Genomic DNA, 22,989 nt, shown 5'->3' on the forward strand with positions numbered 1-22,989 from the left:
ACCATAGCGACGGCTATGCCTCGTCGTCGCGCCGCGCCGGACGGTGCGATCCCACCCGATCTTCGGCGACGAACTTCGGACTCGGGACACTAGCGGGAAAGCCCGGCAGGGTCGACTCCGCGCGGCTATTTCATCGGGCCGCACTCGAGCGTCTTGATCGTACCGACGGTCTGGACCGCGGCGCCGAGCAGCGCGTTCACGTCGCTCGCGTCGAAGGCCGCGGGGCCGTCGGCGATGATCTGCGAGAGCGTCGCCTGGAGGCCGGTCAGCGTGGCCTGCTGCGGCGGCGCGAAGAGGCCGAGGTCGGTCTGACCGAGCGCCACCGCCTGCCCGAGCGAGAGCGCGTCGGCGTAGACCGCGAGCGCCGGGTTCGGGGCCACGAACGCCGGCGTGGTCGCGCCCTCGGCGAGCGCCATGGCGACGCGGTAGGCGATGCGGCTCTGCGCCTTCAGCTTCTTCATGTTGACGATGCGGATGGTGTCGCCGACGGTGTGGTAGCAGGCGCCGTCGGCGTCGGAGAAGAAGACCGTCGGCACGCTCGCGGTGACGAAGTTCACGTAGTCGCTGCGCAGCTGTCCGAAGATGAAGCTCAGCGGCAGCGTGCCGAGGCCCTCGGCCTCGGCGGCCTCGGCGACGAAGGCCTGGAACGCCGAGCCGCCGGTCTCGGCACCGATCGAGAAGCTCGTGTTGCGCAGGCTCGGGAGCAGGTTCTGCCCCATGATGTCGAAGTTGATGTAGCCCTTCGTCTGCACCAGCGGCACGAGCGGATTCTGCGTGTAGTAGCGCGAGCCGACGAGGCCGTCCTCCTCGCTGTCCCACAGCGCCAGGACGATCGAGCGCCGCGGCGGCGTCCGCAGCTTCTTCACGGCGCGGCCGATCGCGAGCACCGCGGCGACGCCGGCGGCGTTGTCCGTGGCGCCGTGGCAGACCGCGCCGCCCGGCGCGCCGTTCGCCGAGCAGTTGCCGGCGGCGTTGCTGCGCGTGTCGAGGTGGTCGTAGTGCGCGCCGACGACGACGTACTCGTGCGGCAGGTCGCGGCCGGGGATGACGGCGAGGAGGTTCGTGCCCGTCTGCCCCGAGAGCGTGAAGGGCTGCTTGTAGGCGGCGTCGCCGGCGCCCGGCGCCGGCCCGGCGCCGAGGCGGCGGAGCTTCTTTACGAGGTAGGCCTGGGTATCGAACGAGCCCTGCGTGTCGTTGTCGCGGCCCTGGAAGCGGTCGCCGGCCAGCGTGCGGGTGACGCCCTTCAGGCCGCCCGCCGCCCGCCGCGAGCCGCGGTCGATCTCGGCCTGGGTGAGCGCGAGGGCGCTGGTGGCAATGGCGCAGCAGAGGGCGACGGCGAGGAAACGGATCCGCATGGGCGGGGTGGTACGTCGCCGCCGCCGCGGGGGTCAAGGAAAACCGTCGTCAGGGCTTGGGGATGCGCACGCGACTCACCATGAGCATGCCGCTCAGGAGGTAGACGAGGACGAGGGGATGGAAGCCGGCCGGCCCGAGCTGGAGGCGCCCGAACCAGACGGCGTCGCCCGTGGCCCCGGACCACCACGCGACGCCGAGCAGCGCGACGATGACGAGGCTCGTCGGGATCGGCGTGCCCTCGTAGTAGCGCACCTTCCCGGTGCCGGCGGCGAGCGTCGCCGCCGTCACGTTGTAGCGCGCCAGCCGGGCGACGCCGCAGCACACGAACAGCGACAGGATCAGCGAGTCCCACACCCCGCGCAGCCCGACGGTGAAGCCGAGCACGGCGGGCGCGACGCCGAAGGAGACGACGTCGGCGAGGGAGTCGAGGTCGGCGCCGTAGGCCGACGCGCGCCGCTGCCGGCGGGCGACGAAGCCGTCGGCCGCGTCGAGCACCGCCGCCAGCGGCAGGAGGACGAACGCGCCGAAGAGGTCGGGACGATGCCGTCCGCCCTCGAGGTAGTTGAGGCACAGGAAGATCGACACGGTGCCGCAGATGGCGTTGCCCAGCGTCAGGAAGTCGGCGGGCACGAGGGAGCGCACGAGCGAGCGCGACGAGCCGGCGGGCGTCGGGACGTCCATCGAGCGCCCCGTATGACGCGCCCGCCCGCCGGCCGCAAACTACACGCACGCACCGTGGTGACGATGCCGCTCGCACCGGCTACGCTCGGCCCCATGTCCACCGCCGACGAGGAGCGCCTGCTGGCGCTCCTCCAATCGACCCATACGTTCCCCGGCCCGTTCTTCCTGTCCGTGATCACCCACAACGACCCCGACGTCTTCGTCGCGCTGCGCGCCGCCATCGAAGACGGTCTCGCGACGCCGAGGCTCGACTGGGAGACGCGCGAGAGCGCCAACGCGAAGTACGTGAGCCACCGCGTGACGGTGCCGTGCACGGACGCCGACGCGGTGCTGGCGCTCTACGCGCGCGTGCGCGCCGTGACGGGGGTGGTCACCATACTCTGAGGCGCGCTATCGCGCCCGCAGCGATTGCCGCACCGGGCGGCGGCAGGCACGGCGGGACGCATGCTCGCCCGCATCCGCTCCGCCGCGCTGCGCGGCATCGACGCGGTCCTCGTCGACGTCGAGGTCGACGTCGCACCCGGCCTGCCGCAGACGACCACGGTCGGGCTCCCCGACGGCGCCGTGCGCGAGAGCCGCGACCGCATCCGCGCGGCCCTGCGCAATCTCGGCTTCGAGTACCCGCAGCGGCGCGTGACCGTGAACCTCGCGCCGGCCGGCGTGCGCAAGGAGGGCGCCGCCTACGACCTGCCGATCGCGCTCGCGCTGCTCGCGGCCGAAGCGAAGCCGCCGCTCCCCGACCTCGCCGTGTGGTGCGTCCTCGGCGAGCTCGGGCTCGACGGCCGCGTCCAGCCGGTGCGCGGCGCCCTGCCCGTCGCGGCGGCGGCGGCGCAGGCGGGCATTCCCCACGTGATGGTGCCGTCGGCGAACGCGGCCGAGGCGGCGCTGGCGGGCGGCCCGCCGGTGATCGGCGTCGACACGCTCGCCGACGCGGTGGCCCACCTCCGCGGCGAGACCGTGCGCAGCCCGACCGTCGTCGACGCGGCGGCGCTGCTCGCCACCGCGCCGGCGGCGTGGGGCGACCTCGCCGAGGTGCGCGGCCAGGAGCACGCGAAGCGGGCCCTCGAGGTGGCGGCGGCGGGCGGCCACAACCTCCTCCTCCTCGGCCCGCCCGGCTCGGGCAAGACCATGCTCGCGCGCCGTCTGCCCTCGATCCTGCCGCCGCTGTCGCTGGCCGAAGCGATCGAGGTGACGGCGGTCCACAGCGTCGCCGGTCTGCTGCGCGACGCCCCGCTGGTCGCGGCGCGTCCCGTGCGTGCCCCGCACTCCACCATCTCCGACGCCGCCCTCCTCGGCGGTGGCCATCCCATCCGTCCCGGCGAGCTGACGCTGGCGCATCGCGGCGTCCTCTTCCTCGACGAGCTGCCGGAGTTCCGCCGCAACGCGCTCGAGCCGCTGCGCCAGCCGCTGGAGGAGCGCACCATCACCGTGTCGCGCGGCGCCGGCGCCGTACGCTTCCCCGCCGACGTCGTGCTGGTCGCAGCGATGAACCCGTGCCCGTGCGGCTGGCTCGGCGACGCCGCCGACCGCTGCCGCTGCGCGCCGCCGCAGATCGCGCGCTACCGCACGCAGGTCTCCGGACCGCTCCTCGACCGCATCGACCTCCACGTCGAGGTGCCGCGCGTCTCCGTTGCCCTCCTCGGCGACGCGGAGGTTCGCGGCGAGCCGTCGGCCGCCGTCCGCGCCCGCGTCGAGCGGGCGCGGACGCGCCAGCGGGCGCGCGGGCCGGCGCTCAACGCGCAGCTGCCCGCACGCGAGCTGCGGCGGGTGGCGACGCTCGACGCACGCGGGCGCCAGCTGCTCGAGGCGGCGAGCGAACGACTCGGCCTGTCGGCGCGTGCCTGGACGCGCATCGTGCGCATGGCCCGGACGATCGCCGACCTCGCGGGAGACGCCCGAATCACCACCGGGCATCTCGCCGAAGCGATCCAGTACCGCAGCCTCGACCGCACGCCGCCGCGTCCGTGAGCGCGACGACATCTCGTCGGCACGCCAGCCGAGTCTTCGCCGCGACCGGCCCACGCGGCTGCGTCGCATGCGCCGACGTCGCTGGCGCGATTGGTGCAACACCACGCCCACCCGACTTCCGCCGTGACCGACAGCATGCCGACCACCGCCGACCGTGCCGACACCGCCGCGCCGCCCCCGGCCGCCGAGTACGCCAGCGAGGATTCGCTGGTGCAGTCCGACCAGGCCGTCGTCGAGGCGCTGATCGCGACCTACAAGGCGCTCGGCGGCGGCTGGGATGCGGCGACCGTCGTGGCGCAGGAGTGACGGCCGCGCTGCTTTCACCCGGGCGCGGCCCTCTGGCATACAGGACGAGGCCGAGGGGTGCGCCCCGGGCACCGACGAACCTGCATGCGCCGACCCTCCCTGCTCCGCCGACCCGTCCCCGTGCTCCTCGCCGCGGTCCTCCTGGCCGGCTGCGCGGCGACGCCGCCCCCGGCTCCGCCGCCCCCGCCGCCCGCCGTCGAGGCCGTGGCGCCGCCGTCGCCGGTGCGCCTGCTGCTGAAGCTGCGCGAGCGGCGGCTCTATCTACTCCACCACGACCCCGAGACGCCGGCCGAGTCCTTCCCGATCGCCATCGGCAAGCCGGGCACCGAGACGCCGACCGGCAGCTTCCACGTCGAGGAGCTGGTCGTCGATCCCGACTTCACGAAGTACGACCGCTCGGTGGATCCGCCCAAGATCGTCCGGCGCATCCCGCCGGGCGCCCCGGACAACCCGCTCGGGAAGCGCTGGATCGGCATCACGCACGGCCCCGGCTGGACGCTCGGCATCCACGGGACGCCGCGCCCGGAGCTGCTCGGCCAGGCCGTCAGCAACGGCTGCGTCCGCATGCGCAACGCGGACGTCGTGCGCATCTACGAGCGCGTGCAGCTCGGCACGCCGGTCGTGGTCGAGGAGTAGAGGCGGCGCCGGCGCCGCGGATCAGCCCTTGCGGCGGAGCACGTGGACGTAGACCGTGGCGCCGCCGTCGGTCTCCTCCGCCTGCGACTCGAGCGACGCGAGCTTGCTCGTCTTCGCCCAGCCCTGGAAGTCGGGCACCGAGCCCGGGTCGGTCGCCAGCACGCGCAGCTGCTGCCCCGGCGCCATCGCGTCGAGCGCCTGCTTCGCCTTGACGATCGGCACCGGACACTTGGCGCCGCGAACGTCGAGAACCTCGTCCTCCATGGAATGCTCCCTTCCCGGTCTCACGCGACGCGAGCGCTCGCGCACTGGTTGCGGCCGAGCTCCCACTCCGTCGCCGCGTCGGGCGCGATGGTGGCGAGCCCGAGGTTGGCGCGGACGATCTCGGCGTATGCCGCCGGCGGCGGCGCGATGCGCGCGGTGATGGCGCGCACGAAGGCGTCCTCCGACGCGAGGCGGAACTCGGGCAGCGCCCGCAGGGCCGCCAGCCGCGCGCCCACGGTGCCGTCCGGCCCGGCGTCGTGCACGCCGGCCGCGTGGGCCGGGAGCACGATCGTGTCGTCGGCCAGCGCCGCGAGCGGCCCGTGCAGCGTGCGGTGCAGGGCGCGCCCCCACTCGTCGGCGCGATCCCCGAGGTCCGGCCGCCCGACGCCGCGGACGAACAACGTGTCGCCGCACAGCAGGTGCCGGCCGACGCGATACCCGACCGATCCCGGCGTGTGGCCCGGCGTCGCCAGCACGCGGACGTCGAGGCTGCCGACGGCGAGCCCGCCCTCCCCGGCCGGCGCCTCGACCGGCGCCGCGTACGGCACCCCCCAGCGCGCCGCCAGCGCGGGCGCCCCGCTCACGTGGTCCGCGTGGACGTGCGTGTCGACCACCCCCACGACCTGGGCCCCGAGGTCCGCGACGAAGCGCGCGTACCAGGCGGCGTCGCGCGACGGGTCGACGACCAGCGCCTCCCCGTCGACCACGACGACGTACGAGAGGCACCCCTTGCCGCGGCGGTTCACCTGCCAGAGCCCGAACGGCGCCGGCACCCGGACCGGCTCCAGATGCTCGCCGTAGGCGACCATCCCGCCGGCGACGTTGCGCGCCGGGACGCCGGCGTCCCGCAGCAGGTCGACCACCATCGCCGACGAGCCGCCCTTCGCACAGATGGCGACGACGTCGCGGTCGCGCGGGACGCGGGCGATCGCCGCCTCCGCATCCTCGATGAAGTCGAAGTACGGCACGTGGACGGTCGTGACCGGCCGGCGTCCCTCGACACGCCAGGCGGCGTGCTCGTCCGCGTTGCGCAGGTCGAGGAGCACGAGGGACGCACCGTCGTCGACGGCCCGCAGCAGCTCGCCGATGCCGATCTCGGGCGTCTCCACGGCTCGCACGCTCAGATGAAGAGCGACACGCGCGACTTCGACGCGTCGGCCATGAAGGCCGCCACGCCGCCGTACTGGATGTCGTCCACCAGCTCCTCTCGCGTCACGCCCATCGCGTCCATCGACATCGTGCAGGCGGTGATCTTGACGCCGAGGTCGCGCGCCATCGCCATCAGCTCCTCGAGCGACGCGATGCCCTGCTCCTTCATCATCGCGCGCAGCATGACGGCACCCATGCCGAAGAAGTTCAGCTTCGAGGTGCCGAGGCCTTCGGAGCTCGCGGGCGTCATCATCGTGAAGAGCTTCTGCTTGAGCCCCTTCTGCACCGCGCTCGCGGTCGTGCTCTTCAGGGTCGAGAGGCCCCAGAAGGTGAAGAACATCGACACCTCGAGGCCGGACGCGGCCGCCCCGGTGGCGATGACGAACGAGGCGAGCACCTTGTCGAGGTCGCCGCTGAAGACGATCAGGGACACTTTGTCGTCCGGGGTGCGCTCGCGCACCTCGGCGATCGCGCGCTCCAGGTCGGCGCGCAGGCTGCCGACCTGGCGGGCGACCTCGGCGGCGACGGCGGACGAGAGATCGCTCCCGTCCGTGTGCTGCGCAGCGTTGGCGTTCGGCATCGGGTCCTCCGTCATCGTTGCAGCGCGCGGCGGATCGCCCGCTCGAGCTGGTCGACGTCGTCGTGGGTGTTGTAGAGCGCGAGCGACGGTCGCACGGTGCCTGCGAGGCCGAAGCGATCCATGGTGGGCTGCGCGCAGTGATGCCCGGCCCGCACCGCGATGCCGTCCCGATCGAGGATACGGCCCATGTCCTCGACAGAAAAGTCGTCGACGACGAACGACACGACACCCGCTTTGTCGGGTGCGGTGCCGACGAGATGCAGACCCGGGATGCAGCGCAATGCCTCGGTCGCGTGCGCCAGCAGCTCGCGCTCGTGCCAGGCGACGTTCTCCATCCCGAGCTGATCGAGATAGTCGACGGCCGCCCCGAGCCCGACGGCGTCCGCGAGCGTCGCGGTGCCGGCCTCGAAGCGCGCCGGCGGGTCGGCGAACGTGCTGCGCTCGAAGGTCACGCGATCGATCATGTTGCCGCCGCCCTGCCAGGGCGGCATCGCGTCGAGCAGCGCCCGCTTCCCGTACACCACGCCGACGCCCGTCGGGGCGAAGAGCTTGTGGCCGGAGAAGACGTAGAAGTCGGCGTCGAGCTGCTGCACGTTCACGGGGAAGTGCGACACGGCCTGCGCGCCGTCGACCAGCACGCGCGCGTCGTAGCGGTGCGCCATCTGCGCCATCTCGCGCACCGGCACGATGGTGCCGAGGGCGTTCGACACCTGGGTGATGGCGACGATCCGGGTGCGGTCGTTGAGGAGCTTCTCGTACTCGTCGACCAGCACCTCGCCGCGGTCCGACACCGGCACGACGCGGATGCGCGCGCCGACCGCCTCGGCGAGAAACTGCCAGGGCACGATGTTCGAGTGGTGCTCGAGCGTGGTGAGAACGATCTCGTCGCCGGCGCGGACGTTGCGTCGCCCCCAGCCGTTGGCGACGAGGTTCACGCCCTCGGTGGTGCCGCGCACGAAGACGATCTCGCTCGGCGACGCGGCCCCGATGAACCGCTGCACCTTCGTGCGGGCCCCCTCGTAGGCGTCCGTCGAGCGCGCCGCCAGCGTGTGCGCGGCGCGGTGCACGTTCGAGTACTCGTGCGTGTAGTAGTGCGCGATGCGGTCGAGCACCGCCTGCGGCTTGTGCGTCGTCGCGGCGTTGTCGAGCCACACGAGCGGGCGGCCGTTGATGCGCTCGCGCAGGATCGGGAAGTCGTTGCGGACGTCGCGGACGTCGAAGATGCGGCGGCCGGTCGGGGTGAGGAGCTTCGGACTCGACGGCGTGCCGGCGGCGCTCTGCGGTCCGGACGCCGTCAGGAAGTAGTAGTCGCGCCCGCTCGCGCTCGGCGCCGGCACCGGCGAGCCGCCGCCGAACAGCGGCGGGAGGTGCGCGGCCTCGATGCCCACCGGGGGCGACGTCCACGGGGCGTGGCTGCTGCGGAGCCCCGGAGCCGCCGGAACCGGAGCCCCGCTCGCGGCGCCGCCGGGCAGGGACAGGCCCGGCCGCGGGCCGGCCGCAGCGCCCTGCGGCACCGATGCCGGCGACGGCACCGTCGAGGACGGTGCGGTCGCCGACGGCAGCGTCGCCGCCGACGGCGACGGCGGCGCGTGGCGTGCGGCGTCGGGCGCGTCCGGTCTGGTCGTGGGCAGCTCCCGGATATGCAGCGCGTCGAGCCCCGCCGCCCGGGCCGGGCCGCGAGCGGGCTCGTCGCCGTCTCGGGCCCCGAGGGCCCGAGGAAGTAGTAGTCGCGCCCACCGATCGCGGGCGCCGGCGAGGCCGGCGGCGCACCGCCCGTGAAGAGCGGCGGGAGGTGCGCGCCGTCGACGCCGACGGCGGGCGCCTTCCAGGGCGACGCGTCCGGTCCGCTGCGCGTGCCGGGGATGCCCGGCGCCGCCGGGGTGGGGACGCCCGTCACGTCCGCGCCGGGCACGGACGGGCTCGGCGCCGCCATGCCCGGCACGACGACGCCGGGCACGGCCGAGACCGCCGTGCCGGCGATCGGCACGCCGCCCGTGGCGGCGGCCTGCGGCGCCGCCAGCGGCGACGACACCGGTGCCGACTGCGGCACGTGGCGCTCGGCGTCGGGCACGTCGGGCTTCGTCGCCTGCAGGTGCCGCGCCTGCACCGCGTCGAGCCCCGCCGCGGCCGGCGGGGCACTCACCTGGGACAGGACGCTGCCGGGGGAGGCCCCCCCCGGCATGCCCTGGGTGGGCATCGCGGCGAGGAGGCTCGCCGCGATCCGCTGCACTGCCGCGTCGTCGACCTGCGCCAACGACCCCCGCCCCGCACCGCCCACCGCGTCCGCCGGGGCCGACGTCAGCCCGACCACCCCCGGCTCACTCGTACGCATGGTAGTTCCCGACCTCGACGTTCTCGAGGACGCCGAGCGCATCCTCGGTGAGGACCGCGGCCGAGAAGTAGAGCGTCACGAGGTACGACGCCGTCGAGTACTGATCGATGCCCATGAAGCGCACCGACACGCCCGGCATCTGCTCGCCCGGGATGCCGACCTGGTGCAGGCCGACGACGCCCTGCTTCGGCTCGCCGACGCGCATCAGGAGGATGTTCGTCAGCCCCGCCGAGTGGTCGCCGCCGGTCCGGTTCACGAGCAGCTTGTCGCAGGGAACGAGCGGCACGCCGCGCCAGGTGATGAACGGCGAGCCGAACAGGCTGACGGTCGGCGGCGGCACGCCGCGGCGGGTACACTCGCGCCCGAAGGCCGCGATCGCCCGCGGATGCGCCAGGAAGAAGGCCGGCTCCTTCCACACCAGGGCGAGGAGATCGTCGAGATCGTCCGGCGTCGGCGGGCCGGAGCGCGTCTGGATGCGCATGCCGGGCGCGACGTTGTGCAGCAGCCCGATCTCCGGATCGTTGATGATCTCGGACTCCTGGCGCTCCTTCATGCCCTCGAAGGTGAGGCGCAGCTGCTCGCGCAGCTGGTCATGCACGTCGTTGTAGAGGTCGGTGACGCGCGTGTGCAGGCGGATCACGGCCTGCATCACGTTCAGCTGGTACTGGCGCGGCGCCTCGTCGTAGTCGACGAAGGTCCGCTTCAGCTCCGGCTCGCCCTCCTGGTACGACGCGATGTCGATGCCGGCCTCGCCCTGATCGTTGTGCTTCACGCCCTGCTCCTGGTGCAGGCGCAGCAGCTCCTCGAACTGGCCGCGCAGCGACGGCGACTCGCCCAGCAGCGTGCGCAGCCGCGCGCGCTCGAGGGTCAGGAACACGGTCGGCGTGAGCGTCTGGGCGGTGGTCGTGTGCCGCCAGTCGCCGGCGAGCGCCTGCTCGCCGAAGTAGTCGCCGTCGCCGTAGAGCGCGAGGCGGAGCTTCTCGCCGTGGGCGTCGGTGGTGCTGATCTCCACCTTGCCCTTCACGATGACGTAGAGCTTGGCGCCCGGATCGCCCTCGCCGTAGAGCACCTCGTTGGCGTTGTGGCGCTCGTCGAAGAGCAGACCGGCCACCGCGTCGAGCAACGCCGGCTCGGCGTTGCGGAAGAGCGGCAGCGAGCGCAGCGCCTTCGGATCGAGCTGCGCGTGATCGCCGTCCAGGCCGGCGACGATGCGCCCGCCCTGCTTCAGGACGATGCGCCGGCGGTTCACCTGATACGTCCCGCCTTCGATGTTCACCCACGGCAACAGGTGCAGCAGCCAGCGGGGAGTCACCGCCAGCATCTGCGGGACGGTGAGCGTCGGGTTGGACAGGGTCCGCGCCGCGCGCACCGTCAAGGTGTGGTTGCCTACCGGTCGTGCTGCTTCCGCCATCGAACTGTCTCCTCCGTGCAGCTCCGCTGCACCCTCGACCCGTGTCCCCACACGGATGGGTTGTCGTCAGCGCGTCCTTGCGCCACGCACGATGGCTGCGTCCGGGTCTCGGCCCGGAGGACGGTGCCCCTGCCTCAGATTCCGAGTCCTCCGTCGAACAGATCGTCCCGACTTTGCGCCTGGCTCACGTAGCTGCCCGGAGGCACGCCGCGCGTGAGCCAGACGTTCCCACCGATGCTCGACCCCCGACCGATGGTGATGCGTCCGAGGATCGTCGCCCCCGCGTAGATGGTGACGTCGTCCTCGACGATCGGGTGCCGTGGCCGCCCCTTGATGGGCCGCCCGCTCTCGTCGACCGGGAAGCTGCGCGCCCCCAGGGTGACGCCCTGGTAGAGCCGCACGCGCTGCCCGATGACCGAGGTCTCGCCCACGACGACGCCCGTGCCGTGGTCGATGAAGAAGCTGCCGGCGATGTTCGCGCCGGGATGGATGTCGATGCCGGTCGCCGCGTGCGCCAGCTCCGCGATGATACGCGGGATGAGCGGCACCCCGAACTCGTAGAGCTGGTGCGCGAGGCGATGGTGCGTGATCGCGGCGATGCCCGGGTAGCAGAAGATCGCCTCGTCCATGCTGGTCGCCGCGGGGTCGCCCTCGTACGCCGCGCGCACGTCGCTGCCGAGGAGCGCGCGAATCGCCGGCAGCCGCCGCGCAAGCTCGCGGACGACCTCCGCCGCGCGCCGCCCGCACACGACGCAGTCGCCGTCGCCGTGCGTGCACGCCGACAGGAGCCCGCGGCGCACCTGGTCCTGGAGGCGCGCCATGGTGTCCTCGAGCCGCAGGGCGATGGCGTGCCGGATGCCCTCGGGCGTGCGGTCGGTGGTGCCGAAGTGCGCCGGGAACAGCACCGCACGCAGATCGACCAGCACCCGCTCGAGGGCGTCGCGCGAGGGCAGCGCCTGGCGCGGGTTGCGGCGCACGCGCTCGGACAGGAGGTCGACGTTGGCGTCGGTGAGCGCGTCGATCACGTGGGCGAGCTCGCCCGCACGCGGCGTGCTCTCCGCGCGATCGGAGATGACTTTCAGTGCCGTCATAGTGGAACTCCCTGCGCGTCGAAGATGCCCTCGAACAGCGCGGTGCTGAGGTAGCGCTCGCCCGAATCGGGGAGCACGGTGACGATCGTCTTGCCGGCGAACTCGGGACGCCGCGCCAGCCGCACCGCCACCGCCACCGCCGCGCCGCACGAGATGCCGGCGATGATGCCCTCGTCGCGCGCCAGCCGGCGCGCGTAGGCGATCGCCTCTTCGTTGGTGACCTGCTCGATCCGATCGACGACCGAGAGATCGAGCGCCGCGGGCACGAAGCCCGCGCCGATGCCCTGGATCTTGTGCGGGCCGGACACGATCGGCTCGCCCGCGCGCTGCTGCGTGAGCACCGGGCTGTTGGCGGGCTCGACGGCGACCGAGACGACGTCGTGCCCGCGCGTGTGCTTCAGGTAGCGCGAGACGCCCGTGATCGTTCCGCCCGTGCCGACGCCGGAGACGAACACGTCGATCCGCCCACCCGTCTGGGCCCAGATCTCCGGGCCGGTCGTGCGCTCGTGGATCGCCGGGTTCGCCGGGTTCTCGAACTGCTGGAGCAGGACGTAGCGATCGGGGTCCGACGCCACGATGCTCTCCGCACGGGCGACCGCGCCCGCCATGCCCTTCGAGCCCTCGGTGAGGACGAGCTTGGCGCCGTAGGCGACGAGCAACTTGCGCCGCTCGACGCTCATCGTGTCGGGCATCGTGAGTGTCAGCGGGTAGCCGCGGGCGGCGGCGACGAAGGCGAGCGCGATCCCCGTGTTGCCGCTCGTCGGCTCGACGAGCTCCTTGCCGGGGACGAGGACGCCGCGGCGCTCGGCGTCCCAGACCATGGCCGCGCCGATGCGGCACTTCACCGAATACGCGGGGTTGCGGCCCTCGACCTTGGCCAGGATGGTCGCCGGTGCGCCGTCCGGGATGCGATTCAGGCGGACCAGCGGCGTGCCGCCGATCGACTGCGCGTTGTCCTCGAACCACGACGGCGCGAGCGCCTCCGCTCCCTGGGCGGGCGCGGACCCGAGCCCGAGCGGGTAGCTGCTGTCGTGGGACTGGATCGACGGGGTCTGGGCCATGCATCCTCCGATGCCCGACGCACGCTGGCGTGGGCCGCTGGGGGATGTTCGGCTCCAGAAAGCAGAACGCCCACCGACCCTCGCGGGTGGTGGGCGCTATCGCGTGATCCGCCGCGGCGCCTATCCGGCCGCGGGCGGGCACGTGCCCACCACCGCGGTCGTACAACACAGGGCCGACTGTCGGATCGAACTCACTGGATGGCTAGCTAACACGGCCGCTGTTCCGGCGTCAACCGAAGGTTCGTCGCACGCCGGCGCGCGCACGCTCGAACGGCATCGCGGACCGCATGCCGGCCGCCTGATCCCGCGGCGCCGGCTTCATCCGGCCGTTGCCGGCCGGCGGTGCCGTCGTCGCGAGCCGCATGGCGAGACGCTCGGCGAGCGCCGCCGCCTCGACGCGCAGCTCGGGCACCGCCGTGTTCTCCCAGAGGCGCCCCTTGCGCAGCGGCCCGACGAGGAACAGCCGATCGCTCGCGCGACCGGCGGCGTCGAGCAGCGCGCCATCGCCGTCGGTATCGAGGCCGAGGCCGAAGGCGTCGGGCCGCAGCATGCCCACCTCGCGCAGGGCGACGATGAGGGGCTCCCGCACGCGGGACAGATCCGTGTCCGGCCCCGTGCAGTTGATCACGCGCCCCACGCGCAGCCGCTCGACGTCGGCGCCGCCGCGGCCGCGCAGCGCGACCTCCATCGCCCCGTCGACCGGCCGCATGCCGAGAAGCCGCGCCGCCCGCACGTCGAGCTGGCCGGTGTCGATCGTCGCCTGCACGCCGGCCCAGGGCGCGGGTGCGGCGCGGTGGCGATGGGTCTCCCAGTACGGCCGCAGGTGGCGCAGCAGACGGGCGCGGGCGCGCTCGTCCAGCGACGCCCACATCGCCGGCGTATCGGCGCGGATCGACGCCAGCACCTCGCGCCAGTCGTGCCCTTCGCACGTCGCCTCGAGCACTTCACGCCGCAGCGCGCGCACGAGACCCGACGCCGTGCGCGGCCACTCGTCGAGATCGCGGGGCCGCGGGTAGTGCGGCGGCGGCACCGCCGACTGGCGGTGCGGCTGCGGCAGCAGGCCGCGTCGCGAGACGGCGTAGATCGGCCCGCGGTGCTGCTGCTCCACCAGCCCGAGCACGACGTCGATCATGGTGAGGCCGGTGCCGACGAGCAGCACCGGATCGTCGGCATCGACGTCGAGCGCGTCGTGCGCCCACGGGTCGGGGGCGTATCGCGGCGAGGCCAGGCCCGACGGATCGGCGAGCGCCGGCGTCGCGGGCGGAAAGTTGCCGACGGCGAGGATGGTGACGTCGCTCGCGAGACGGCGCCCGTCCGCGAGCCGCACCTGGATGCCGCCGGCGGCGAGCGGCTCGAGCCCGACGGCCTCGCCCGGGATGCGCTCGAGCTCGGTCCACGAGGGCGCGTCGGCCTCGGCCTCCGCGAGGACCTGGCGGAGGTAGTGGCCGAAGGCGAGTCGGGGCACGAAGCTCGCGCCGGTGGTACCCGGCTCTCGGCGCCGCATCCAGGCGAGGAAGTGGTCCTCGTCGTCGGCGAAGGCGCTCATGCGCCCGGCGGGGACGTTGAGCGAGTGGGCGCGACAGCGGGTGCCGTAGGCGACGCCGCCCGAGAACGGCCCGTGCCGCTCGACCAGGAGCACCCGCCCGCGCAGGCCCCGGCGCAGGAGATGCGCGGCGACCATGGTCCCGCTGAACCCTCCGCCCACGATCGCCACCGTGCTCATCGGCACCTCCTCATGCGAGATGGTTCCCTAGAATAGCGCTTGACGGGGACGATCGCGAGTCGCGCGCGCGCCGTGTCCGCCGCTGCGGCAGGTGCGCGAGTCAATCAGGGCCGCGTGAGGAGCGCGAGCACCTCGTCGCGGCGTCCCTGCAGCTTGTAGGCCGCCTGCCCCGCGTCCATGCCGCGCACGGCGGCGACCAGATCCGCGAGCACGCCGGCGGCTCGCGCCTCGGCGAGCTCCACGACGTAGGGACGGATAAGGAACAGCATCGCCTGCTCGTCGGGCAGCCCGACCGTCACCTGTCGCTCGACCCGCAGCCACAGCCCGCGCACGGCGTCGACCTGCGGGCGACGCGCGGGATGCTGATCGAGCCCCGCGTCGAGCTGGAGGCCCCAGGTGAAGCGGCGATGCGGGCCGGCGTGCACGAGCGTCCGCAGCCACTCCTCGCCGCGCAGCCCGGTGACCGCGTCCGAGCCCATGTCGGCGGCGAGCGGTGCGTGGACGCGCCCGAACGTCGACACCCGCTCGGCGGCGACGGCGTCGGGGCTCCAGCCGCTCGGTAGGCTCACGTGGAGGTAGCAGAGCCGGCTGCGCGTACCGTCGAGCCGGACGACCGCGACGTCCTCCTGGAGGAGGCCGACGAGCGCGTCGAGCTCGCCCGCGTCCCCCTCGGCGAGGCCGTAGGCCGACGCCGCCTCGGCACGCAGACGCGCCGTCACCGCGGCGCGCAGCGCGAGGTCACAGCGGTCGAGCTGCGGGCCGGGCCGCTTCTGCACCAGGTAGCGCGGACGCTCGCGATCCGCCTGGAGCAGCCGATCGTCGGCGCGGACGACGCCCGCATGGTCGACGAGCGGCGCCGTGAGCGGCGTCAGCCCGGGCACCACGACGTAGCGGCCCCGCCGATACCCCGCCGCGTCCCAGGCGAAGGGGTAGTAGCGCGCGGGCGGTGCGTCGAGCGCCGGCATCGCGACCTCCTTGACCGACTCCGGCGCCGGAGGCCAGCCGCCCGAGACGGGGATGACCGTCACGGCGCCACGACGTATCCTCGACGCCGGTGCCGAGCCCGGACGAACGCGTCGTGCTCGAGGTCGCCGGCCGCGAGGTCGCCGTCTCGAACCCGTCGAAGGTCTACTTCCCCGAGGCCGGGATCACGAAGCTCGACGTCGTGCGCTACTGGCTCGCGGTCGCCGACGGCGCCCTGCGCGGCGCCGGCGGACGGCCGAACGTCCTCGTCCGCTACGCGGACGGCATCCACGGCGCGCACTTCTACCAGAAGCGGGCACCAGCCTCGCGGCCGCCGTGGCTCGAGGTCGTGGCGCTGCGCTTCCCGTCCGGGCGCAGCGCCGAGGAGGTCGTGCCGCGCGACGCGGCGGCGCTCGCCTGGATGGCGAACCTCGGCTGCCTCGAGCTGCATCCCCATCCCGTGCGCGCCGAGGATCTCGACCACCCCGACGAGCTGCGCATCGATCTCGACCCGATGCCCGGCGTGCCCTGGCGCCAGCTGCAGGAGGTCGCCCGCGTCGTGCGCGAGGTGCTCGCCGCGCATGCCCTCGCCGGCTGGCCGAAGACGTCGGGCTCGCGCGGCATCCACGTGAACGTCCGCCTGCTGCGGCGCTGGACGTTCACCGCCGTGCGACGGGCGGCGCTCGCGGTCGCCCGCGAGGTCGAGCGACGCGCGCCGGCGCTCGCCACCAGCAAGTGGTGGAAGGAGGAACGGCATGGGGTCTTCCTCGACTACAACCAGAACGCGAAGGACCGCACCGTCGCCGCGGCCTACTCCGTGCGCCCGACGGTCGACGCCCGCGTCTCCGCACCCGTCACCTGGGACGAGCTCGACGCCTGCGTGCCCGAGGACTTCACGCTGCGCACGATGCCGGCTCGGTTCGCCGCCGTCGGCGACCGGCACGCGGGCATCGACGTCGAGCCCGCGTCGCTGGACGCCCTCCTCGCCCTGTCCGCGCGCCACGAAGCCGAAGGCCTCGGCGACGCCCCCTGGCCGCCGCACTACGCGAAGCAGGCCGACGAGCCGCCGCGCGTCGCCCCCTCGCGACGCCGAGCCGCCGGCACCGGGCGCCGGGTGCCGACGAAGCCGCTCGTCGAGATCGCGCGTGCGGCCCGCAGGGACGACGCCCTCGCCGGCCTCGCGCGCTGGAAGGTGCGCCACGCCGACGCCGCCGCGCATCTCGCCCCGGCCGACGTTCTGGTGGATGCCATGCGCGGCCGCTCGTCGACCTGGACCCGCGTCCGCGTGAACCTCGAGCACGTGCCGCCGGCGCTCCGGCCCGCGCCCGAGCCGCCCGATCCCGACGAGATCCCGGCGCGCCCTACCGCCGGTCCGCGCCGAAGAGCCCGGCCAGCTCCGCCGGCGCAATGACCTCGAGCTGGTCGTAGCGGCAGTCGGCGGGCGGCTTGTCCGGCCGCCAGCGCTGGAACACCGCCGCGTGGCGGAAGCGGTCGCCCTGGAGGTGGTCGTAGTGCACCTCGCAGACGCGCTCGATGCGCAGCGGCTCCCACGCGAGATCCTTGCCCGTGCTCCAGCGGCTCTGCCCGCCCGGCATACGGCCCGATCCCGCCGACTGCTCCGCCCAGCCCGCCCACGGGTGGCCGGCGAGCGCGTTCGCCCGCAGCGGCGACAGCTCCGCGACGAGCTGCCGCCGCGCCGCCAGCGTGAACGACGAGGTCACGCCGACGTGCTGCAGCGCGCCGGCGTCGTCGTAGAGCCCGAGGAGCAGCGAGCCCACCAGGGTGCCGAGCCCGTTCTTGTGCCAGCGGAAGCCGGCGACGACGCAGTCGGCGGTGCGCAGGTGCTTCACCTTCACCATGACGCGCTTGCCGGGCTGATACGGCGCCCCTTCGTGCTTCGCGACCACGCCGTCGAGCCCGGCGCCCTCGAAGCGGTGGAACCACTCCTCGGCGACGGCACGCTCGCGCCGGCACGGGGTCAGGTGCACGCCCGCGCGAGCGCCGGCGAGCGCGCGCTCGAGCCGCCTGCGCCGCTCCTGCTGCGCGCGCGGGCGCAGGTCGTCGTCGCCCTCGGCGAGGAGGTCGAAGGCGACGAACCCCGCCGGGGTCGCCGCCGCCAGCTTCTGCACGCGCGACGCCGCGGGGTGGAGACGCATCTGGAGGGCGTCGAAGTCGAGCCCGCGCGGACCGGCGATGACGATCTCGCCGTCGACCACGCACCGCGCCGGCAGGCTCGCGCGCAGCATCGGTGCGAGCTCGGGGAAATAGCGGTCCAGCGGCTTCGCGTCGCGGCTCTGGAGGTAGACCTGCTCGCGGTCGCGGAAGACGAGGGCGCGAAAGCCGTCCCACTTGGGCTCGAAGAGCCAGCCGTCGCCGGGCGGCAGCGCGCTCGCGAGCTTCGCCAGCATGGGCGCGATCGGCGGCGCGAGCGGGAACGCCATCAGCGACCTCCGCGACGGCGCGCGGCGATGCGGGCGTCGGCGGTCGTCCAGCCGGCATCGAGCGGATGGCCGGGTACGTCGAGGTCGACGACGAGCGGGGCGTGGTCGGACGGCATGGGCTTGCCCTTGCGCGCCTCGCGGTCGATCTCGGCCCACACCACGCGCGCCGCGAGCGGGGCGGTCGCCAGCAGGTGATCGATGCGCATGCCGTGGTTCTTATGGAACGCGCCGGCGCGGTAGTCCCACCACGTGTAGCGCTCCGGCTCCGGACGACGCAGGCGGTACGCGTCGACGAGGCCCCAGGCGCACAGCGCCGCGAACGCCGCCCGCTCCGGCGGCGAGACGTGCGTGCCGCCGTGACACGCCTGCGGGTCCCACACGTCGGCATCGGCCGGCGCGACGTTGAGGTCGCCGCCGAGGACGAGCGGCGCGGCCGGATCGGCCGTCGCGGCGAGCCAGCGCGACAGGCGGGCGAACCACGCCAGCTTCGCGGTGTAGAACGGCGAGTCGACCCGGCGGCCGTTCGGCGCGTACACGCAGACGACGCGCACCCCGCCGCACGTCGCCGCGAGCATGCGGGCTTCGGCGAGCGGCTCGTCGTCGCCCGTGTCGGCCGTCCGGGCCGGCGCGAGCGGAGCGCCGAAGTTGGTGACGACGTCGGCGATACCGACCCGGCTCGCGACCGCCACGCCGTTCCAGCGCCCCTCGCCGTGATGGGCGAGGCTGTAGCCGGCGTCGGCGAACGCGTCCGCCGGTGCGTCGGCGTCGGCGAGCTTCGTCTCCTGCACCAGGAGGACGTCGGGCTTCGCGCGCTCGAGCCACCAGCGCACCTTGTCGAGGCGCGCGTGCAGCGAGTTGACGTTCCAGGTCGCGATCCGCATGGCGCGCCGCCCGCGGGCGACCCCGTTCCCCTACGCCGCGCCGCCCGGCGGCGCCAGATCGCGTGCCGGCGTCGCCTCAGCCGACGAGGGCGCGCGCGACGCGCTCGCCGATGGCCTCGGGCGAGAGCTTCTGCCGCACCGCTTCGCGGCCGCGCCAGCCCACCGCGCGCGCCCGCTCCGGCTCGCGCTGCACGAGGCCCATCAGCTCGGCGGCGTGCGCGATGCTGGGCTCGGCCCAGACGCTGCCGCGCTGGAACGGGCCGTCGGCGACCGTCACCGGCGTCTCGCCGGCCATGACCAGGAAGGAGTCGTCGTCCGACATGAAGTCGAGGTTGCCCGAGTAGCCGGTGGCGATCACCGGGCGGCCGTACGCCATCGCCTCGGCGCAGGTGTAGCCGAAGCCCTCCGAGCGGTGCAGCGAGACGTAGCAGTCCACGGCGGAGATGAGGCGCAGGATGTCGGGCGTCGGGAGGTGGCGGGTGAGGAAGCGGACGTTGCAGCCGAGCTGCTCGGCACGGCGCGCGAGCGCGCGCAGCCGGGTCCGGTGCGTCAGGCGGTGCGCGTTCGACGCCTTCACCAGGAGGAGAACGTCGCGCCGCCGGCCGAACGCCTGCGCGAAGGCTTCGAGCGCCGCCTCGGGGTTCTTGCGCTCGATCGAGCTGTTGGCGTCGAAGACGTAGAGGAACACGCAGGCGTCCTCGGGCAGGCCCCAGTCGGCCTTGGTCGCCGCGGGAGGGAACGCGGCCGTATCGAGGACGCACGGCACGTCGAGCACGGGGCGCTCGAGCACCCGCGTCAGGCTGGTCGCCGCGAACGCGGAGAGGGCCCAGACCTGGTCGAAGTCGCGATAGGCGTCGACCCACCAGTGGAGCGCGTCGCGCTGCTCCCACGCGAGGTAGGCGACGTTGCGCCGATCGCGCACCATGTACTCCGGCAGCGCGTGCAGGAGGTGCTCGCGCAGGTGCGGGTAGCTGACGAACAGGTTCGTCTCGTAGCGCCAGTCCCAGCGGCGCAGGAAGTGCTCCGGCCGGACGTCCGCCTCCATCGCGACGTTGCCGACCACGTTCTCGGCCACCGCGATGCCCGCCGCGCGCAGCGCCTTCGCAAGGCCGCGGGTCATGCTGCCGAGGCCGATCGGGCTCAGAAAGTAGCCGAAGAGGTTGACGCCGGGCGCGGCGCGCGGACCCGGCGTCGTGGCGTCGTCGCCCGTCTGCTCCGGCAGCGCCAGCGGGTCGATGCGACGATCGGGCACGACGGCGCGCTCGCTGCGGCGGGCGGCGGCGCGCACGCGGGCGATCACGCGCCGGCCGTCCTCGTCCTCGTGCCAGCGCCGGCGGTACTCGACGAGCGCCTGGCGGAAGCGCTCGTCGCTCGCGAGCAGCGGGCCGAGCAGCGCGTCCTGTCCCTCCGGCAGCCGGCTCGAGCACGGCCGGCGGAGATTCACCGCCAGCTCCAGCGTGAGGTCGATGCCCATCCACGGGCGGGTGTCCATCAGCCAGAGGTAGGTGAGAACGTCGTCGCCGTCGTACTCGAGGCCGTGGCGCGTGGTGGCGAGGAGCGCCTGGGCCGCCTCGGCGCGCCCGACGCCGACGAGGCAGAGCGGGAAGCGCTCCATGAGGGCCCAGTCGCGATTGACGTACGAGAACACCCGCGCCAGCGCACGCCCGCCGGCGCGGCGGCGGAGCGTGTCGCCGAGGTTCGACGGCAGCCCGTGCAGGGTGACACCGAAGCTGTCGAGCCAGTGCGCGAACTGCTCCACCTGCGTGCAGAGCGGATCGGGATACGCCTCGCGCAGGTCGTCGTGCGCCTCCCAGACGTCGCGGATCAGCTGCATCGGCGCGAGCAACGCGAACTCGCCGGCGAGCGAGTTCAGGTCGTCGGCCAGGTGGCGGTGCCCCGTCGTCGCCGCGCGCGCCGCGAGCGCCAGCACGTCGTCGCCGAGCGGCGCGGCCATGTCCGCGACGAGCGCGGGCGTCTCGTCGCGGGCGCGGGCGACCTGCTGGAGCAGCCGGCGCGTCGGCAGCGTCGGCCGATGGCGGCAGAAGAGCGCCTCGTAGTCGTACTCGACGAGGCCGTGCCGCACGATCCAGACGAGGAAGCCCTTCGGCGACAGCGGCGCGTCGGGATAGCCGACCTGGAGGTCGGCGCGCTCGCGATAGATCGCGTCGAACAGCACCGGCACGATGCTACCGAGGTACGGCACGGGCGAGAGCAGCGCGCGGCAGTACCAGCGCTCGCCCTCCGGCGTCCACGGATCGAGGTCGCGGTAGAGGAACTCCTCGTGCTCCTTGAAGATGTCCCGCATCCGCGTGTCGATGCGAATGCCGGAGGGGAAGCGGTCGAAGCCGTAGCCGCGGGCGGTGTACGCCGCCGCGCCCGCGCCGAGGAGCTCGTCGGCGTAGGTCTCGTAGAGGCGTGCGAGCGACGGCAGGTGCAGGAGCGAGTAGCGGTTCTGGTGCCGCGACAGCGTCGTCGGGTCGAAGGGCGAGAAGCCGCTGAAGTGGAACGCGACCAGCGGCCTGCCGTCGACCAGCCAGCCCGCGCCGCCGTCGAGCCCGGCCCAGCGCACGGAGCGGTCGTGCAGGTTCCAGTACGCGACGTCGTAGGCCGGATCGCGCAACACGTGGACGCGGTCGGCGAACGCGATCACCCAGTTGAACGCGTTCTGCTCCATCTGCCCGCCCTGCGACGGCAGGAACGCGCCCTCGCGCGTGACCAGCTGCTCCCACTGGGCGAGGAAGCGGGTGCTCGCCTCCCCCATCGTCATGGCGAAGAGGCCCGCGTTCAGCACGCCGGCGTACGCGAGGTCGCCCAGCGACGGCCGCTCCCAGAGCCGCTCGGGATTGGGCAGCGGCGCGAGCGTGTGCGGCACCGCCACGACGTCGGCGTGGTCGAGCGCCGCGAGGAGCGCGTCCATGCGCGCGTACAGGCGGATATCGGCGTCGAGGTACACGACGCGGTCGAATCCCAGCTCGCGGCCGGCGAACTGCACCGCCGCCGGCTTGAGGGCGCAGCAGAGATCGGTCGCGGAGTACTTGAGCGCGAGATACGGCAGGCGGTCGACGCCGAGCGCCGGCGCCGGCACGGTCGTCGCGTCGGCCACACCCAGGTCCTCGGGCTCGTACCCGTCCGCCAGGACGACGAGCACCGGCAGCTCCGGATGCTTGGCCCGCACCGACGCCGCGAGGACCTTCGCGAAGTGCAGATGGTCGCGCGTGCACACGGTGACGACGCAGGCTCCTCCCGTGTCCGTCCGGCGCCGCGAGCGGCCGTCGTCGTCCGCGACGAGACACGCGGGCACCGCGGTGGGATCGGCCGGCTCGGGCGCGGCGTCGACGCGCGCGAAGTGCGGATGGCCGAGCGCCGCGCCGATCGCGGGCAACGAGGGCGTGGGCTCGAGCGGCAGCGGCTCGCGCACGAGCTGGCGGCCCATCTGCGCCACCAGGCTCGTCGGATGCCCGCCCACGCGGTGTGCCCACTGGCCGAGCGGGAGCCACGTCGTCCACACCTCGCCGCGGGTGCCCGGCGTCCGCGTCCAGGCCGGCGTCGCGCGCGCGTCGCGCAGACCCTCGAGCCGCGGCGCGCGCTCGAGCGGCGTCGCCGACCACAGCCGCAGCGTGCACGTGCCGCGGGCGAGCACCGTCACCGGGTCCTCGGTGACGACCGAGAGGAACCAGTCGCTCGCCTGGAGGGCGAACGGGCCGAGCACGACCTCGCCGCGCCGCTGCGTGTGGAACACCAGTCGGAAGGTCGTGCGGAGACGCGCGCTCGGCTCCCACGGCACGAAGCCCTGGAAGCGGGCGAAGCGCGCACCTGCCTCGGCAGGGTACTCCTCCGCGACGTCGACGCTCGGCAGGCCGACGGTGAGCGGCGCCACGCCGCCGTCGTCGGTGTACGCCTCCGCGTGCGTGACGACGTCGTCGCGCAGCAGCAGCCAGCCGACGACGGCATTGTGGCGGGCGTCGGCGGCCGGGCGCTCGACGGCCCAAGCCGGCGCCGCGGTATTCAGGTCGCGCGGCGCGGCGACGACGTCTTCGAAGCTCCATTCTCCGTCCATGCGTCGGACCCCGCGCGCAGGTCGCGCCGACCCCTCGATCCCCTCCCCCCCGACGGGCAGCTCGAGCGCGGGGGGTGGTGTACCCGCGC

The 22,989-nt window shown here is 73.9% G+C and carries 19 protein-coding genes; 5 read left to right on the forward strand and 14 right to left on the reverse strand.

The window, feature by feature from the left end; all coding sequences use genetic code 11:
* Positions 1-125: 125 nt before the first annotated feature.
* Both KIT14_19805 and KIT14_19810 read right to left on the reverse strand, forming a co-directional pair.
* Positions 126-1,355: a M20/M25/M40 family metallo-hydrolase gene (locus tag KIT14_19805; protein MCW5892764.1), complete on the reverse strand. Its 1,230-nt coding sequence runs from the start codon at positions 1,353-1,355 to the stop codon at positions 126-128.
* Positions 1,356-1,404: 49 nt separating this feature from the next.
* Positions 1,405-2,037, reverse strand: a complete 633-nt coding sequence (locus tag KIT14_19810; protein MCW5892765.1) for a CDP-alcohol phosphatidyltransferase family protein — start codon at positions 2,035-2,037, stop codon at positions 1,405-1,407.
* A 93-nt stretch (positions 2,038-2,130) separates the two neighbouring features.
* Between KIT14_19810 and KIT14_19815 the strand changes: the two genes are divergently transcribed.
* The 4 genes from KIT14_19815 (at position 2,131) to KIT14_19830 (ending at position 4,947) form a co-directional block, all read left to right on the forward strand.
* The gene (locus KIT14_19815) at positions 2,131-2,421 is read left to right on the forward strand and encodes a DUF493 domain-containing protein (protein MCW5892766.1); all 291 of its coding nucleotides are present in this window, start codon (positions 2,131-2,133) and stop codon (positions 2,419-2,421) included.
* A 60-nt stretch (positions 2,422-2,481) separates the two neighbouring features.
* Positions 2,482-4,005 carry a YifB family Mg chelatase-like AAA ATPase gene (locus tag KIT14_19820; protein MCW5892767.1) on the forward strand — a complete coding sequence of 508 codons (1,524 nt, stop codon included), beginning with the start codon at positions 2,482-2,484 and terminating at the stop codon, positions 4,003-4,005.
* 123 nt (positions 4,006-4,128) lie between these two features.
* Complete coding sequence (locus tag KIT14_19825) at positions 4,129-4,311, forward strand: hypothetical protein (GenBank protein MCW5892768.1); 183 nt, start codon at positions 4,129-4,131, stop codon at positions 4,309-4,311.
* Positions 4,312-4,395: 84 nt separating this feature from the next.
* Positions 4,396-4,947, forward strand: coding sequence for a L,D-transpeptidase (locus tag KIT14_19830; GenBank protein MCW5892769.1), 552 nt, complete (start codon positions 4,396-4,398; stop codon positions 4,945-4,947).
* 21 nt (positions 4,948-4,968) lie between these two features.
* On the opposite strand, the gene KIT14_19835 is transcribed toward KIT14_19830, so the two are convergent.
* The 9 genes from KIT14_19835 to KIT14_19875 all read right to left on the reverse strand — a co-directional run bounded on the left by KIT14_19835 (position 4,969) and on the right by KIT14_19875 (position 15,586).
* Entirely contained in the window at positions 4,969-5,211 is a 243-nt protein-coding gene (locus tag KIT14_19835) for a sulfurtransferase TusA family protein (GenBank protein MCW5892770.1), read from the reverse strand.
* Positions 5,212-5,231: 20 nt separating this feature from the next.
* Positions 5,232-6,320, reverse strand: coding sequence for an MBL fold metallo-hydrolase (locus KIT14_19840; protein ID MCW5892771.1), 1,089 nt, complete (start codon positions 6,318-6,320; stop codon positions 5,232-5,234).
* Between the two features lie 11 nt (positions 6,321-6,331).
* Entirely contained in the window at positions 6,332-6,940 is a 609-nt protein-coding gene (locus KIT14_19845; protein ID MCW5892772.1) for a DsrE/DsrF/DrsH-like family protein, read from the reverse strand.
* A gap of 11 nt (positions 6,941-6,951) precedes the next feature.
* Positions 6,952-8,769 (reverse strand): SufS family cysteine desulfurase, encoded by a 1,818-nt coding sequence (locus KIT14_19850; GenBank protein ID MCW5892773.1) that lies wholly within the window; start codon positions 8,767-8,769, stop codon positions 6,952-6,954.
* 489 nt (positions 8,770-9,258) lie between these two features.
* Positions 9,259-10,683 (reverse strand): cyclic nucleotide-binding domain-containing protein, encoded by a 1,425-nt coding sequence (locus tag KIT14_19855; GenBank protein ID MCW5892774.1) that lies wholly within the window; start codon positions 10,681-10,683, stop codon positions 9,259-9,261.
* 134 nt (positions 10,684-10,817) lie between these two features.
* Positions 10,818-11,774, reverse strand: a complete 957-nt coding sequence (locus tag KIT14_19860; GenBank protein MCW5892775.1) for a serine acetyltransferase — start codon at positions 11,772-11,774, stop codon at positions 10,818-10,820.
* Positions 11,771-12,835, reverse strand: coding sequence for a cysteine synthase A (cysK, locus tag KIT14_19865; GenBank protein ID MCW5892776.1), 1,065 nt, complete (start codon positions 12,833-12,835; stop codon positions 11,771-11,773). The genes KIT14_19860 and cysK overlap by 4 nt, the downstream gene beginning before the upstream one ends.
* Before the next feature lie 229 nt (positions 12,836-13,064).
* Complete coding sequence (locus KIT14_19870) at positions 13,065-14,558, reverse strand: FAD/NAD(P)-binding protein (protein ID MCW5892777.1); 1,494 nt, start codon at positions 14,556-14,558, stop codon at positions 13,065-13,067.
* Between the two features lie 104 nt (positions 14,559-14,662).
* Positions 14,663-15,586, reverse strand: coding sequence for a DUF3445 domain-containing protein (locus tag KIT14_19875; protein MCW5892778.1), 924 nt, complete (start codon positions 15,584-15,586; stop codon positions 14,663-14,665).
* Between the two features lie 26 nt (positions 15,587-15,612).
* On the opposite strand from KIT14_19875, the gene KIT14_19880 reads away from it, so the two are divergent.
* A complete protein-coding gene (locus KIT14_19880) occupies positions 15,613-16,932 on the forward strand; it encodes a DNA primase (GenBank protein ID MCW5892779.1) in 1,320 nt (439 codons plus the stop codon).
* On the opposite strand, the gene KIT14_19885 is transcribed toward KIT14_19880, so the two are convergent.
* The 3 genes from KIT14_19885 to KIT14_19895 form a co-directional block, all read right to left on the reverse strand.
* Complete coding sequence (locus tag KIT14_19885) at positions 16,883-17,962, reverse strand: ATP-dependent DNA ligase (protein MCW5892780.1); 1,080 nt, start codon at positions 17,960-17,962, stop codon at positions 16,883-16,885. The two genes, KIT14_19880 and KIT14_19885, sit on opposite strands and share 50 nt — an antisense overlap.
* Positions 17,962-18,843, reverse strand: coding sequence for an exodeoxyribonuclease III (gene xth, locus KIT14_19890; protein ID MCW5892781.1), 882 nt, complete (start codon positions 18,841-18,843; stop codon positions 17,962-17,964). The genes KIT14_19885 and xth overlap by 1 nt, the downstream gene beginning before the upstream one ends.
* Positions 18,844-18,919: 76 nt before the next feature.
* Positions 18,920-22,900: a glycosyltransferase family 4 protein gene (locus KIT14_19895; GenBank protein ID MCW5892782.1), complete on the reverse strand. Its 3,981-nt coding sequence runs from the start codon at positions 22,898-22,900 to the stop codon at positions 18,920-18,922.
* Positions 22,901-22,989: the final 89 nt, after the last annotated feature.

Source organism: bacterium (genome assembly GCA_026129405.1).
Lineage (GTDB): Bacteria > Desulfobacterota > Binatia > DP-6 > DP-6 > JAHCID01.